The organism is Bradyrhizobium sp. UFLA05-89 (genome assembly GCF_059803475.1).
In genome coordinates, this window is record NZ_JBANBA010000079.1 from 1 (window position 1) to 14,786 (window position 14,786).

Annotated in this window: 11 protein-coding genes; 7 read left to right on the top strand and 4 right to left on the bottom strand. The window is 61.4% G+C overall.

Features of this window, described 5'->3' with window-relative positions:
- Nucleotides 1–169: 169 nt before the first annotated feature.
- Nucleotides 170–919 carry a glycosyltransferase family 32 protein gene (locus SO139_RS31420; RefSeq protein WP_449383006.1) on the bottom strand — a complete coding sequence of 250 codons (750 nt, stop codon included), beginning with the start codon at nt 917–919 and terminating at the stop codon, nt 170–172.
- Nucleotides 920–994: 75 nt separating this feature from the next.
- Complete coding sequence (locus SO139_RS31425) at nt 995–1,741, bottom strand: FkbM family methyltransferase (RefSeq protein WP_449383007.1); 747 nt, start codon at nt 1,739–1,741, stop codon at nt 995–997.
- A 724-nt stretch (nt 1,742–2,465) separates the two neighbouring features.
- Here SO139_RS31425 and SO139_RS31430 point away from each other — a divergent pair.
- From SO139_RS31430 to clcA, 4 genes are all read left to right on the top strand, one after another.
- Complete coding sequence (locus SO139_RS31430) at nt 2,466–3,068, top strand: hypothetical protein (RefSeq protein WP_449383008.1); 603 nt, start codon at nt 2,466–2,468, stop codon at nt 3,066–3,068.
- A 219-nt stretch (nt 3,069–3,287) separates the two neighbouring features.
- Nucleotides 3,288–4,133, top strand: coding sequence for a metal-dependent phosphohydrolase (locus SO139_RS31435; protein ID WP_449383009.1), 846 nt, complete (start codon nt 3,288–3,290; stop codon nt 4,131–4,133).
- A 481-nt stretch (nt 4,134–4,614) separates the two neighbouring features.
- The gene (locus SO139_RS31440; protein WP_449383010.1) at nt 4,615–6,150 is read left to right on the top strand and encodes a PAS domain-containing sensor histidine kinase; all 1,536 of its coding nucleotides are present in this window, start codon (nt 4,615–4,617) and stop codon (nt 6,148–6,150) included.
- A gap of 303 nt (nt 6,151–6,453) precedes the next feature.
- Nucleotides 6,454–7,818: a H(+)/Cl(-) exchange transporter ClcA gene (gene clcA, locus SO139_RS31445; protein ID WP_449383011.1), complete on the top strand. Its 1,365-nt coding sequence runs from the start codon at nt 6,454–6,456 to the stop codon at nt 7,816–7,818.
- A 57-nt stretch (nt 7,819–7,875) separates the two neighbouring features.
- On the opposite strand, the gene SO139_RS31450 is transcribed toward clcA, so the two are convergent.
- Nucleotides 7,876–8,253: an NUDIX hydrolase gene (locus SO139_RS31450; RefSeq protein WP_449383012.1), complete on the bottom strand. Its 378-nt coding sequence runs from the start codon at nt 8,251–8,253 to the stop codon at nt 7,876–7,878.
- 247 nt (nt 8,254–8,500) lie between these two features.
- On the opposite strand from SO139_RS31450, the gene SO139_RS31455 reads away from it, so the two are divergent.
- From SO139_RS31455 to SO139_RS31465, 3 genes are all read left to right on the top strand, one after another.
- Complete coding sequence (locus SO139_RS31455) at nt 8,501–9,964, top strand: GH1 family beta-glucosidase (RefSeq protein ID WP_449383013.1); 1,464 nt, start codon at nt 8,501–8,503, stop codon at nt 9,962–9,964.
- A 384-nt stretch (nt 9,965–10,348) separates the two neighbouring features.
- Entirely contained in the window at nt 10,349–11,581 is a 1,233-nt protein-coding gene (locus SO139_RS31460) for an acetyl-CoA C-acetyltransferase (RefSeq protein ID WP_449383014.1), read from the top strand.
- 280 nt (nt 11,582–11,861) lie between these two features.
- On the top strand, nt 11,862–12,164 hold the full coding sequence (locus SO139_RS31465) for an HU family DNA-binding protein (RefSeq protein WP_027528369.1): 303 nt from the start codon (nt 11,862–11,864) through the stop codon (nt 12,162–12,164).
- A 240-nt stretch (nt 12,165–12,404) separates the two neighbouring features.
- Here SO139_RS31465 and lon read toward each other — a convergent pair whose 3' ends face one another.
- The gene (gene lon / locus SO139_RS31470; RefSeq protein WP_449383015.1) at nt 12,405–14,786 is read right to left on the bottom strand and encodes an endopeptidase La; all 2,382 of its coding nucleotides are present in this window, start codon (nt 14,784–14,786) and stop codon (nt 12,405–12,407) included.

The window sequence follows — 14,786 nt, forward strand, 5'->3', positions numbered from 1 at the left end:
GGAGATGTCGCAGCCCGGCCGAACAAGGAGATGGCCAATAACGAAAGCGCTTGACACCAATCGCCCCATACAAGTCCTCTGGCGCAAAGCGGACCTTCTGCGGGATGCGCACGTCTGCGATGGGGCCAGAACCGGACAGGAAGTCGAAAGCGACCACGGCATCTCGAAGCTATTGCCAGCTTCCGGCAGCCCCATGCACGAAGGAGGCTTCTTCCAACGTTCCCCTGCTCATTCCTGCTTGGAAGATTTGACTTCCAGAAACGACCCGAATGTCATTGTGTTGCTTCAATGAACCATTTTGGGTGATGGTCTTTGAAATAGCATTTGGTCCGGTGACACCAAAGACCGGCGGATAAACTGATTTTCCCAGCAGCTTGGCTGCTACTTGCTTTGCAAATCGGCCCGCTTGCGCAGTCGGCGACTGCACGGCTCGAACGTTCTGGGTAATTCCATTGAGGATATCTGTCCAAACGGGATGCTTCGGCTCGCTCGCAAATAGGCAGTTGTGCACACTGTTCGTGATCGAGCGATCGTTGGGCCAGGTCCATTCCCGCTCGACAAAAATGACTCCCGCGTCAAATTCAAATCTCTTTCTGAACAGAACGTCAGTGTCGCAGTAAACTCCACCACAGTGATCCATCAAGAGGTATCGGACAGTGTCGACAACCCAAATGAATTTGGGCATCTGGGAGATCGTACTCTCATAATACTCAGGATAGTTTTTCTTGATGAATTGCACGATGTCATCGTCGTCGTGGATCAGTATTTTGTAGTCTGGATAGAGGGCTCTTATGACATCGACATTGCCCTGCGCAGTCGAAGACAGTTTCTTACTCTTGCTTGTGAGGTGGAATATTTTAGGGATCATGCCTTGCCCTGTACCAATCGTTCGCGGCTCTTCTGCACGTTTTCCGATCACATAAGCTACCTACAAGCTATCTTCGTTCCCTGGCACTGCCGATGGCCGTCCCTTTGCTGCGGCTGTTTCGTAATTTCAAGCGAACGCAATCTCGATATCGGGCGCAGATGGATTGTTTGGGGCGTCGAGAGCAGAGGGGAGACTTTCGACTTTAGCCCCGCCCACGCTGTTTTTGGACAGCGTTAGCTCAATAACGAGGGGCGTGCCCTCGCTGATCGGAGACCAATTGTTGGCGTGGACATGCAGCAGACTGAACTTCAATTCGTTCACAAAACTCACAATCCGATCAAGATGAAGATCAACCTCGTGGAACTCGATGACGACGCTGGAAATCCGAGCCCGATTGCGCACGATTGAATCGAGACACCTGTATTCACTCCCTTCAATGTCCATTTTCACGAAGACATTCGAAGCCGTAACCCGCGCAAAGACGTCGTCGAGCGTACAATGTATTCCTCCAATCGGAAGGCCAACATACTTCGCGACATGCCGTCTTCGCCCTTTGAAAAACAGCCGGAACGCTCGCAATTTCCACAGAAGCCCTAATGCCAGTTTCGGCTTAAGGTCGAAGAACGCCCTAACCGCCCTTTTCATAAAGAGCTTCGGGTTGGTGGAGGCATCGTATGCGTCCAAAGGAACATCATTGATATTCACAAAATCGCTCTCGAATCTCCAATCGCAATTGACGCCAAACGACAAAAGGAAATCGGAGCGAGCAACATCTGAGCGAGACACCAGATATCCGCCGTCGCCCTTGCCCCCCAATCTAACGAGATCTTGGCAGGCCACGGGCTGCAACGTTGCAGGCAATCTAGCTTTCATGGAAAACCTCTGTAGCTGAAGGCACACTCATTCGCCCAGTCGCTACTGCCACCACTTCGCGGCGGAAATATTTCTCGACTGCGTGGCTCATCAGGCGCGACTCGCGCATCGCTTCATCTTCTGTCTCAATACGGAACTAGATCTTACCCCTCGCGGTGTGGGTGCCTGACGAGCGCCATGAGACCACACTATACCAATCGTTCGCGGCTCTCCTGCACGTTTTCCGATCACACAAGCTGCCTACAACGATCTTCGTTCCCTAGCGCTGCCGCGAATGAGGATGGAAGGAACAGTTCGGAAACGATGCTCACATAGACCGGCAATGGGTCAAACTGCGACGTGCGAGAGAGGGCGCTTCTGGCGCAAAGGGAACATTGGCGACGGTAGCCAGACAAAACTGACACACGGCGCACAAACTCGTGAGCGGGCCCCCGCCACGCGGTTCGCGTCACTGAATTCGTGCCCGCATCTCGCTTGGCGCCAGAATGAATTCACCGCATCGCCGGATTTAGGTCGCATTGCGACCTAGGTCGCGGCCAAAGCTCGTGCGGGTGGGGGCGCAACACCGGGGTTTTTCATGTCCGGTCATTTGCGATTTTGCTTCGCCGCTTTTGCGCTTCTTGCTGGTCTCTCGACGTCGCCTGCGTCTTCGAACCCTTTCGCCGGCTTATTCGAAGTCGCCCCCACAACAGCCCCTGCGCCCACCCCCGCGGAAGAGGAGTGCTTGCTGCGGCCCGGCAAGTCGGTCGCCGAGGGGCAGCACTGGGTCTATCGGTTGGAGGGCCGCCGCAAATGCTGGTTCCAGGCTGCCGAAGGGAGCGCGACGGTGAAGAAGGCGGTTCAGCACCGCGACCCCAAACATCGTGCCACCGCTCCCGAGGAGAAAGAGATTGTGGCGCGCAAGCGGCAGGCGGCGGTGGATGCGCGTGCGGAGCTGCAGCGCTCTGCACCGCTGGATACGTCTCGCCCGAGCCCGTCCGTGCCCGCGCAGGTCGCAGATGCCGGTCCCGTCCTTGCTGCCGAGATCGCGCCCCCCGCGTCGCCGGTGCGAGCTCCCAACCGCGAGGACGACCAGCTCACGCCCGACCACATCACGCCGGGTCAGGTCGACGTGGAGGCGCTTCTGGCGGCCGCGCCGGCCGCCGGGGAGGTGATTGCCGCCTCTGCGCCTTCGGCGACGCCGGTCGCCTTTCCCGCGACAGAGGTGGGCGGTGACGGGCAGGGCTGGACCTGGCTTGGCATGCTGCTGATGGCGCTGGGGCTCGTCTCCATCTTAAGCGCGAGCCGCACTTTTCGGTGGACCGTGCTTTTGCACCAGTTGAGGTGATCTTTCGATTGCCAGAGGCTGCCGCTTGTCAAAACGCGACCTGGGGGGATGTGGAGGCAAGCGGCCATGCGGCCTGAACCGCACGTCTCGGATTGGCTCCGGCGGCGAGCCGAACTGCCGAGACGACCTTTGATTTAGGTCAAGCTTTCCGAACAAGAGTCAGGGCCCTAGGTTGGCAAGACGAGCCGTTGTCGTGCGCACACACTGACGGGTGTTCAGATGATCACGATTCCAGAACTGTTGGCGCAGACTTTATCATCGTTCCTGACCTCTGATACGCGAGATAGGTTTGGTTCCTCGCATGCCCGCCTGACCGAAGTGCTTCCGTTTGCAGCCAGACTTACGTTGGAATGCATCGGCAACAGCGACGCCCTTTATCACGACATTGAACATACTATGCTTGTTACTCTTGCGGGGCACGATATCCTAATGGGACGAATGTTGTTGCTGCCGACAACAGCCGTAGACTACGCAAGTTTCATCCTGGCGTGCCTCACCCACGATATCGGCTACGTGCGCGGGATCGTTCAAGGAGATAGCGAAGACTCCTATGTCGCAGATCTGACCGGCCGTACAATTCGTCTCCCAAGAGGGGCGTCGGACGCCTCGCTCGGACCCTATCATGTGGACCGCTCAAAGCTGTTCGCCTCCGAGCGCTTCGATGGTATCGACGAGGTCGATGCGAGCCGAATTGCCCGAGCCATAGAATTCACGCGCTTTCCTTACACGGATTCTTCAAACGACGAACTGATCGAAGAGGAAGGTATGCTCCTGCGCGCTGCTGATCTTATCGGTCAGCTTGGCGATCCCAACTATCTGAGAAAATCAAATGCGCTGTTCTACGAGTTTGAGGAAGTCGGGTTGAACAAGAAGCTCGGCTACGAAACGCCTGCCGATGTCGTCTACAAGTACCCGCAGTTCTATTGGAACAATGTCGCCCCGCAGATTCAGAGCGCCATACGCTATCTCAATATCACCTCGAGCGGACGGCAATGGATAGCGAATCTCTATAGCAACGTTTTCCGAGCTGAACGTGAACCCGGCTTATCCGGGCCGCAGCCGTGACTGCGCTATCATCCAGATTTTAGGAAGCTAGGTCTTTCGGGCAAGACTGTTGGTACGTTCGCGCGCATTGTCTGCGTCGCGTCCAAGCACTTCTGCATGGGTCTGCGTGGCCGAACGTCGACCTTGCCGGGAGGGCAGGTCTTGGCGCACGGCGGGCATTGGTCGACGCCCGTGGCAAAGGTAGCACGGCTCCGCCTCACACGCAGGCGTTGATGGAACCGAAAGCTCGGCCCGCGTTGTTCGCCGGCCGGACCAATTCGTCCCGCGATGTGGGCGACAGAGAAGCCCTCGTATACGTAAGTATAGTCGTCACAAGGCATATTCCTGAAGGATCATTGGCCACTGCGAGGCCAGGTTCGACCCGCCGTGCGTCTTTAGCGATCGCCGGGGCTATCTGCCGCTCCGGGACGATGGACAGCCCCGCTATCCGATGCGAGAAAGAAATAAGTCGATCTGATCCATCGCTCTTCAAGAGTCGATTATGCAAGATCCGGTTCAAGTGCCGTCGGTCGCGCTCGATTCGAATGAGCGCAAGCGCTCCGAGGAGGCGCTGCGCGAGAGCGAGGAGCGCTTTCGCACATTGGTGCAATTCTCCTTCGATGTGTACTGGGAAACCGACTCGCAGCATCGCTTCATCCGCCAGGAGTTCGCCGAGACGCTTGCCGAGCCGCCGGTCGCCGAGATCGGCAGGACGCGGTGGGAGGTGCCATCCCTGGAGCCTGATGCAGAGGGCTGGCGCAAGCATCGGGAGATGCTCGATGCCCACCTCCCGTTCCGCGATTTCGAGCACGCGCGGCCGACGCCCGATGGCGGCAAGCGCTACGTGTCCGTCTCCGGGCTGCCCGTCTTTGACGAGACGGGGGGCTTTATCGGCTACCGCGGAGTGGGGCGCCACATCACGGAGCGCAAGCGCGCCGAACAGGCGCTGATCGAAAGCGAGGCCCGTTTCCGTACCTTCGTGGACCACGCGACCGACACGTTCATGCTCCACTGTGAAGACGGTCGCGTGCTCGACGTGAACCGACATGCTTGCGATAGCCTGGGTTACAGCCGGGGCGAACTGGTGGGGGTAACTGCGTCCTTCTTCGATCTGGAGCTGGATGAAGCGACCTGGCGGATCAACCGCGACCGCCTCAAGGCCGGCGGCATCGCTACGCTGGAGAGTCGCTATCGCCGAAAGGACGGCACCGTGTTTCCCGTCGAAGTTCGCATGCGTGAATTTTGCGAAGGCGGTCGGCGACGGATCATTTGTCTGAGCCGCGACATCACCGAACGCAAGCGAGCCGCCGAGACGTTCCGCGAGATGCAGGCGGAACTGACGCACGCCAATCGCGCGGCGGCGATGGGCCAGGTCACGGCTTCGGTGACACACGAATTAAGCCAGCCGATCACCGCGATGCTCTGCAACGCGGAAGCCGCATTGAACTGGCTGGGATCTCAATCCCCGAATTTCGAGAAGGCACGGCAGGCGCTCGCATCCATTGTCGCAGACGCCAAGCGGGGCGGCGAGATCATCGGTTGGATCCGTTCGCTGATCAAGAAGACGCCGGCGCCGAAAGAGACCATCGACGTCAATGGCGCGATCCTGGACGTGATCACCATAGCCCGGAGCGAGCTGCTCAAGCATGGTGTCTTGATCCAGACGGACCTTGCCCCTGGCTTGCCGCTCGCGGAGGGCTATCGCGTCCAGCTGCAACAGGTTGTTCTCAATCTAATCCTGAATGCGATCGAGGCGATGAATTGCATCGACGTGGGCGGACGGGAGCTCCGGATCAGCACGGCCGCAGATGCCTCAAATCGCGTTGTCGTCTCCGTGCGGGACAACGGCCCCGGACTTGACCTGGCCATGGTCGACCGCCTGTTCGAGCCCTTCTACACCACCAAGCCGGGCGGCACCGGCATGGGCCTGTCGATCTGCCAATCGATCATCGAGGCGCACGGAGGACGACTTTGGACCGGCGCGAATGAACCACGGGGCGCCGTGTTTCAGTTCAATCTGCCTTCGCAACACGGGTGATACGCGACATTTGCCAGTGATCTCGAAACACGCTGCGAGCGTCGCCTGGATGCCGCAGCGTGCGCGGCCGCAAATCCGTAGCATCGTGGGTGTCGAGAACGCCACCTGATAGAGAGGGTGGATCGCCAGCGATGACGCGCTCGTGCCGACGCCGATCGCGGCTGCCCCCCCATCCCAGCGCGTCGTGCTGCAAGCCGAGAAAGACAGTTCTTCGATCAGGTCGGAAGCATTTTTTCCGGGACATTCGCCGGTGATTTCGGCAAAGATTGTCCCTTGCGAAAGCCTCGAGATCATCGACCTGCCGTGGACCATAACCCCAATGACGACCGACAAGTCGAGGACGAACGTCGCGGCCTATTGGGGCTCGCGGCGATGGCCCTCGTCATAGGAGCGGCCACTGGATGTGTTGGGGCTATTTTCCGGCTTCTGCTCGCGCATGCCGATCGTCTGCGCGATGAGATGATCGCCTGGGCCTATGGCCAAGGGATCTGGGGATTTTTGATCGTCGTCGGCGCGTCCGCTCTCGCAACCCTGGTTGCCGCGTGGATGGTGAGGCAGTTCTCGCCACACGCTTCGGGCAGCGGCATTCCGCATGTCGAAGCCGTCCTGCACGAAGAGATTCCGCCGGCTCGGTTTGGTCTGGTGCCGGTGAAATTTGTCGGGGGGATACTGGCGATCGGCTCCGGGCTGGCACTGGGCCGCGAGGGGCCGACCGTACAGATGGGCGCTGGCATCGCGGTTTTCGCTGCGCGAGTCTGCCGGCTCTGCTGGGCGGACTCCCGCGTGCTGCTGGCGGCCGGCGCTGGCGCCGGCCTTGCAACGGCCTTTAATGCACCGATTGCCGGGCTCGTGTTCGTGCTGGAGGAGTTGGTGCAGAGGATCGAACACCGTGTTGCCATCGCCGCACTTGCAGCGCTGGCAACGGCGATCCCGGTCGCAAGGCTGCTTCTCGGTGATGCGCCCGACTTCCAGATCGGGCCGCTGGGCTACCCCAGCCCAGAGTCCGCCCCGCTGTTCTTTACCTTGGGTGGCGTCGCGGGCCTGCTGGCCGTCGCATACAATCGCACGCTGCTCGCGACCATCGCAGTTCGGGACCAATTCGGACGGCTACCGATCGAGCTCCGCGCCGGATTGATTGGCGCAAGCGTGGGCCTATTGGCCTGGTTCGCGCCCGAGCTGGTCGGTGGCGGAGATCAGATCACGCAGCGCACGCTGATTGGCCACGAGAGCGTGGGGATCCTCGGCTTCGCATTCCTGATCCGGTTCGGGCTCAGTGCTCTCTCATACGCCGCCGGCACTCCCGGCGGACTGTTCGCACCCTTGCTCGTGCTGGGAGCTCAGTCTGGGCAGCTGTTCGGAGCGGCTTGCCGCTTTGCATTCCCAACGTTCGCCATCCAGCCGGAAGCATTTGCATTGGTGGGCATGGCCGCTTTCTTCACTGGCGTGGTGCGTGCGCCGGTGACAGGCATCGTTCTCGTCGCCGAAATGACCGGTAACGTGACAATGCTGCTGCCGATGCTGGGCGCCTGCTTCATGGCGATGTTGCTACCCATGCTGCTGGGCAATGCACCGATCTACGATTCCCTGCGTGAGCATACGCTGCGTTTGGAGCGGCAAATCAGACAGAGACGAGGGCTGAAGGCTGACCAGACGTCGACAAAGGCGTAGAGCACCCGATGCCCGCTGATTGCCCGGGTTCGAAGCCGTGATTGCGAGCCTTGGGGCTCACTTCGGAAACAGCCTGTCCCGGATGTAGCGCGACGTCGGTGTTAATCTGAGCCCTCGCGGCTTGCACCAGGCCGCCTTGTCGATCTCCTTCTTGTCTCCGATCTTCAGCCCGCCGGAAGCATTCTTCGTCAGGAAAATCGCATCGCTCATCTTTCGTCCGGATCGGCGGTTTTTCCGCTTCACTTCTCTCCAGAGCTTCAAAGGGCCGGGCTTCAGGTTCGGCAATTCTTCCCTGATCTCGCGGCGTAGGCACTTCCTGTCACTCTCGCCTGCACGCCTGCGGCCGCCCGGAAACATCCAGCGCTTATCGCGCCGTCGTCTGACCAGGAGCACGCGCCCCTTCTTTGCCACAACGAGTTTCGAGGACTTTGCCATAATCCCTGCGAATCGATTTCATCAATGGGCAGCAGTCTAGACCAGTCGGATCGGCCTACAATAACGGGCGCTGCGTTTGCGGCCCTGTATTATCCCGGTATTGGCCTGGCCGGAGCGCGACCAAGTTTGCCCCTGCCGCTCTCGATACACCAGCAGCGCATCACGATCGTCCCCGAACTTCACTTCTCAAATCGGCCGGGACCCTCCATTGTGCCGGTCCGAAATGAATAGAAGTGGAACAGAACCAATGCCGGACAAGTTCTCGCGTCGCCAGTTTGCGAGGATCGCGGGGCTGTCCGCAGCGGGGATTGCGGCCCCCGGACAATCCGTCGAGGCGAAGCCGGGAGCGGCGCCACGCCCGGCGGGAGGCTTTCCGCCGGGCTTCCTCTGGGGCACTGCGACCTCGTCCTACCAGGTCGAGGGTGCCGTCACCGAAGATGGGCGAGGGGCCTCGATCTGGGACACGTTTACGCGGGTGGCTGGCAAGATCGAGGACGGAACCAATGGTGACCGGGCCAACGAGCACTACCATCGCTACAAGGACGACATCGCGCTGATCAAGGAGCTCGGCTGCAAGGCCTATCGCTTCTCGGTCGCATGGCCGCGGGTGTTTCCCGACGGCGACGGCAAGCCGAACCCGAAGGGGCTCGACTTCTATAATCGCCTGATCGACGAGCTCCTCAAGAACGGCATCGAGCCGTGGCTCACTCTCTATCATTGGGATCTGCCGCAATCGCTGCAAGATCGTTTCGGCGGCTGGCGCTCGGCCGAGACCTGCAAGGCGTTCGGGGACTACGCAGCCCATGTCGCGCGATACCTGACCGATCGCGTCAAGAACGTGTTCACTCTGAACGAGAGCGGCCGGTTCGTCTATTTCGGCTATGGCATCGGCATCGACGCGCCGGGGCTGACGCTGTCGCAAGCCGAGGTGAACCAGGTCAGGCACAACACCGCGCTGGCGCATGGTCTCGCGGTGCAGGCGGTTCGCAGCTCCGGCCGCCGCGGCACGAGGGTGGGGCCGGCGGAGAACATCGATGCCTGCATTCCCGCGATCGACACGCCGGAGAACGTCCGGGCCACCGAGATCGCGCTGCGCGAGCTGAACGCGAGCTATCTCAACGTGATCATGGAGGGCAAGTACACCGACGCCTTCCTGCAATTCGCGGGGCCCAACGCGCCGAAATACACCGATGCAGAGCTCAAGATCATCTCGTCACCGATCGACTTCCTTGGTCTCAACATCTATGCGCCGCAGCATTATGTCGTGGCCTCCGACAAGGGCGCCGGCTTCTCGCTGCTGCCGATCCCAAAATCGTTTCCGCACATGAATTCGGACTGGCTGCGTGTCGGCCCCGAGACAATCTACTGGGTACCGAAGTTAGCTGCGAAGATATGGAAGACGGGCGCGATCTATATCAGCGAGAACGGCGCCTCCGGCGACGACCAGGTCACGCCCGACGGCAAGATCTTCGACACCGACCGCATCATGTATTTGCGCAACTATCTCGCCCAGCTCGAGCGCGCGACGGCGGAGGGCGTGCCGGTCCGCGGCTATTTCCTGTGGAGCCTGATGGACAATTTCGAGTGGGTCTACGGGCTCAACAAGCGCTTCGGGCTCTACCACGTGAACTTCGACACCCAGGTCCGCACGCCAAAACTCAGCGCGAGCTTCTACCGCAACGTGATCGCAAAGAACGCAGCGGGGGTGTGAGGGGTCTTTGCCCAAGGCGGTCGCGTAGGCTCGGCCGCATGGTTCGAGCCGCGCCGCGAGCGGCGCTCCTCCGCATGAGGGTCCAGGATTTCGCCGCGATACCAGACCTCATCCTGAAGAGCCCGCCAAAGGTGCACGTCTCGAGGGATGGCGGCAAAGCGACTTTCTCACCGCATTGCCCGGCCATCGCTTGTTGCCTTCGATTTGTCTCGACGAATCAAATGGTTTCGCGGAACGGCCGTGTGTCGTCCGGCAGCCACGCTTCTACTTTGCATGGGCTTGTTTTTCAGCTTTTTGCAAAGAGGCGGCGCCGACCTGCGCATTGACTCCGCTCGCCCCCTGATTCAAAACCGCCGCAACAGCCAAGAACAAGAGGATAACGCCATGGTGGACGCGCTGATCATCGATGCCTGTCGGACGCCGCGCGGGGTGGGCAAGGCCGGCAAGGGGGCGCTGTCGGGCATTCATCCACAGCAACTGGGTGCGACCGTGCTGCGCGCGCTCGCCGATCGGACCGGCATCGACACCGCGGATGTCGACGACATCGTCTGGGGCTGTAGCGCGCAGGTCGCGACGCAAAGCGGAGACCTCGGGCGGATGTCGGCGCTCGATGCCGGCTATGACGTGCGCGCCAGCGCCGTCACGCTCGACCGCTTCTGCGGCTCCGGCATCACCAGCGTCAACATGGCGGCGGCTTCCATTATGTCCGGCGCAGAGGATCTCGTGATCGCTGGCGGCTGCGAGATGATGTCGATGGAGGGACGGCGCGGCGGCGGTCCGATGATGATGGATTCCGGCAATCTGCGCCTGCGCGCAAGGCATCCGCAGTCGCATCAGGGCGTCTGCGCGGATGCGATCGCAACCATGGAAGGCATCACGCGAAGGGATGTCGATGCGCTCGGGCTGGAGAGCCAGAAGCGCGCGGCGCATGCGATGGCCAATGGGCACTTCAAGAAGGGCCTGGTGCCGGTCTACCGCGAGGACGGCAGCCTCGCGCTCGATCACGAGGAGTATCCGCGGCCGCAGACCACGATGGAGGGACTTAGCAGCCTCAAGCCTGCATTTCCCGCGATTGCCGACTATGCGCTCGACGACAAGGGGACGACCTATCGCGGGCTGATCCTGCAACAATATCCAGATCTCAAAATCGACTTCGTGCACCACGCCGGCAACTCGTCCGGTGTCGTCGATGGCGCCGCCGCGATCCTGCTGGCCTCGCCGACCTATGCCAAGACGCATGGGCTGAAGCCTCGTGCCCGCGTGGTCGCGATGGCGAATATGGGGAACTCGCCGACCCTGATGCTGAACGCGCCGGTGCCGGCGACCCGCAAGGTGTTGGCCAAGGCCGGGCTTGGCATCGACGACATCGATCTGTTCGAGATCAACGAGGCCTTTGCAGTGGTTGCGGAAAAATACATCCGCGATCTCAAGCTCGACCGCGCCAAGGTCAACGTCAATGGCGGCTCGATCGCGCTCGGCCATCCCATCGGCGCCACCGGCTCGATCCTGATCGGCACCATCCTCGACGAGCTCGAGCGGCGGGACCTGAAGCGCGGCCTGGTCACCATGTGCGCCGCAGGCGGCATGGCGCCCGCGGTGATCATCGAGCGGGTTTAGCCTTCTTTTATAGGGTGAATCGCGCTCCTTCTTGCACAAAGAGGGCGGTCGTCGCTTGTCGAGAGCATGGAATCAGCTTTAGCAAGGGCGTCGCGGGCCTTTGAAATAAGGTAAAAAGCGCTGTTTTGGCTGCCACCTGCTCTGGAAGTGGCTAAAAAGCAGGGTTTTTTGTCACAGCGGGACAAAAAAGCCCGTATTTTCGCGACAAAACTGTGCAGAAGGCTATAGGCCTTCAACGGTTGGTCTAATATGCAACCGGCAACGAATCAGAGGAGACACGATGCCAACCCAACTGTCCAAATCGCAACTGATCGAAAAGATCGCGACTGCCACCGAGCTTTCCAAGCGCGACGTCAAGAACGTCATGGAGACCTTGACGGATGTCGGCCACAAGGAGCTCAAGAAGAACGGCCTTTTCCTGGTGCCGGGCTTCGCCAAGTTCGTGGTCATCAAGAAGCCCGCGACCAAGGCGCGCAAGGGCACCAACCCGTTCACGGGTGAAGAGATGATGTTCAAGGCCAAGCCGGCCCGGAAGATCGTCCGCGCACGGCCCGTGAAGGCCGCCAAGGACGCCGTGGCCTAACGGCTAAAAGCAAAGGCCCCCTCCACAAGAGGGGGCCTTTTGTTTTTTTAGGTGCCGCAGGGGCGAGGCGGAGGGGTCAGCCCCTGCGGTATCTGGCTTTGACCCGAACGGGCTGAAGCCGACCGCGCGACGCAGGGATCTGCTCCCGGAGCCGGCCGATCGTACGATCGAGCCATTGCCGCAACCGCTGCACCGTCCGTCTGGTCTTTGTTCTTTTCAACGCCATCGTCATCACCGTTCTCACTCCGCTGCCTCGACCTGTGCTTTGGCCGGGTCAAGCGCTTCGGCGACTGCCTCGTCGACCCGCTCGAGCCAGATGAATTCCAGGCTCTCGCGCGCGCTCTTCGGGATGTCGTCGAAATCCCGCTTGTTGCGCGCCGGTAGCATCACCCGCTTCAGGCCTGCCGCTGCGGCCGCCACGACCTTCTCCTTGATGCCGCCGACGGGGAGCACCAAGCCGCGCAAGGAAATCTCGCCGGTCATGGCGGTGTCGTTGCGCACGGTGCGGTTGGTCAGCAGCGAGGTCAGCGCCGTGAACATTGCAACGCCTGCGCTCGGGCCGTCCTTCGGGGTGGCGCCCGCCGGGACGTGAACATGGATGTCGCTCTTCTCGAACAGCGCCGGATCAATGCCGAGCTGGGTCGCGCGGCTCTTCACCAGCGTCAGCGCAGCCTGCACGCTCTCGCGCATGACGTCGCCGAGCTGGCCGGTCAGGATCAGGCTGCCCCTGCCGGGCACGCGCGTCGCCTCGATGAACAGGATGTCGCCGCCGACCGGCGTCCAGGCAAGCCCCGTGGCAACGCCGGGCACACTGGTGCGTAGCGCAATCTCGCCCTCGAAGCGTGGCTGGCCGAGCACGGTCGTGATGTCCTTCGGCGTGACCACGACCTTGGTCGCGGTGCCCTCGGCAATCTGCACCGCCGCATGCCGAAACACCTTTCCGATCTCGCGCTCCAGCCAGCGCACACCGGCCTCGCGCGTGTAGCCCTTGACGATCAGCTTCAACGCCTCCGGCTCGATCTCGGCCTGTTCTGTCGTCAGGCCATTGGCCTCGAGCTGACGCCGCACCAGATAGCGCGTGGCGATCTCGAGCTTCTCGTCCTCGGTGTAGCCGGCAAGACTGATCAGCTCCATGCGGTCGAGCAGCGGTCCCGGGATCGAGTCCAGCATGTTGGCAGTGGCGATGAAGACCACGCGCGAGAGGTCGAAGGGCACGCCGAGATAGTTGTCCCGGAACGTGCCGTTCTGCTCGGGATCGAGCACCTCCAGCATTGCGGCCGACGGATCGCCCTGCACGCCGCGGCCCATTTTGTCGATCTCGTCCAGCATCATCACGCAGTTCCGGCTACCTGCCTTCTTGATGCCTTGGATGATGTTGCCGGGCAGCGCGCCGATATAGGTGCGGCGGTGGCCGCGGATCTCGGCCTCGTCGTGCACGCCGCCGAGGCTGACGCGCACGAACGGGCGATCCATGGCGCGCGCGATGGACTGGCCGAGCGAGGTCTTGCCGACGCCGGGCGGGCCGACGAAGCACAGGATCGGCGCCTTGCCCTGTGGCGCGAGCTTGCGTACCGCGAGATACTCGATGATGCGGCTCTTGATCTTCTCCAGGCCATAGTGGTCTGCGTCGAGGATGCGGCGCGCCTCCGCGATGTCGATCGGCTTTTCCTCGGGCAGCGCCCAGGGCAGTTCGATCAGCCAGTCCAGATAAGTGCGGACCATGCCGGCTTCACCGGCCGCTTCCGGCATGCGCTCATAGCGGCGCAGCTCCTTCTTCGCATGCGCTTCTGCCTCCGGCGGCATTTTTGCTTTCGCGATGGCCTCGGTCAGCTCGGCGACTTCCGCCGCCTTGCCGTCGCCTTCGCCGAGCTGGCGTTGGATGGTCGCCATCTGCTCGCGCAGAATCGCCTCGCGCTGGCGCTCGTCGAAGGCCGCCTTGGTCTGCTGGCCGATTTCGTTGGAGATGCGCAAGACCTCCAGCCGCTCTGCGAGCCGCTTCGACACCTTGTTCATGCGGACCGAGAGATCGATCGTCTCAAGGACCTCCTGCTTGTCCTGTGGTTTGATGTCCATATAGGCGGTGGCGAGATCGGCCAGCGCGCCAGGCGCTGTCGTGCCCTGGAACATCGCCACGAGCTCTGGCGGCACCTGCGGTAGAAGCTGGATCGCCTCGATCGCCTGGCGCTGCAGGTTGAGAAAGCGCGCCTCGATCTCCGGCGAGGTCGTGCTCGGCTCCGGAATCTGCTGCACGCGCGCGGCCGGGAACGGCGTTCCCGGCAGGAAGTCGAGGATACGCGCGCGCTGCACGCCCTGGCAGACGATATGATGGGTCTCGTCAGGCGCGGTGATGTAGCGCACGATGTTGGCGATGGTTACGATCCGGTAGAGATCGTCCGGCGCGGGGTCGTCGATGTCGCCGTTGCGCTGGAGCACGATGCCGATCGGCCGCTGCTCGCGCAGCGCCTGCTGCGCGGCGGCAATCGACTTCGGCCGCGCGATCGCGATCGGCGCGATCACGCCGGGAAACAGCACCATGTTGCGGACGGGGATGACGATCAGCGCGTCGTCCGGAATCTTGGCGGCTTCGGTGGTCACAGTGGTTTCGGTCTGTTCGTTGGCCAT

Coding starts and splice junctions, on each gene's coding strand:
- SO139_RS31455 (WP_449383013.1), top strand. CDS start 8,501: ATGCCGGACAAGTTCTCGCGTCGCCAGTTTGCGAGGATCGCGGGGCTG.
- lon (WP_449383015.1), bottom strand. CDS start 14,786: ATGGCCAACGAACAGACCGAAACCACTGTGACCACCGAAGCCGCCAAG.
- SO139_RS31450 (WP_449383012.1), bottom strand. CDS start 8,253: ATGGCAAAGTCCTCGAAACTCGTTGTGGCAAAGAAGGGGCGCGTGCTC.
- SO139_RS31465 (WP_027528369.1), top strand. CDS start 11,862: ATGCCAACCCAACTGTCCAAATCGCAACTGATCGAAAAGATCGCGACT.
- SO139_RS31425 (WP_449383007.1), bottom strand. CDS start 1,741: ATGAAAGCTAGATTGCCTGCAACGTTGCAGCCCGTGGCCTGCCAAGAT.
- SO139_RS31460 (WP_449383014.1), top strand. CDS start 10,349: ATGGTGGACGCGCTGATCATCGATGCCTGTCGGACGCCGCGCGGGGTG.
- SO139_RS31435 (WP_449383009.1), top strand. CDS start 3,288: ATGATCACGATTCCAGAACTGTTGGCGCAGACTTTATCATCGTTCCTG.
- SO139_RS31440 (WP_449383010.1), top strand. CDS start 4,615: ATGCAAGATCCGGTTCAAGTGCCGTCGGTCGCGCTCGATTCGAATGAG.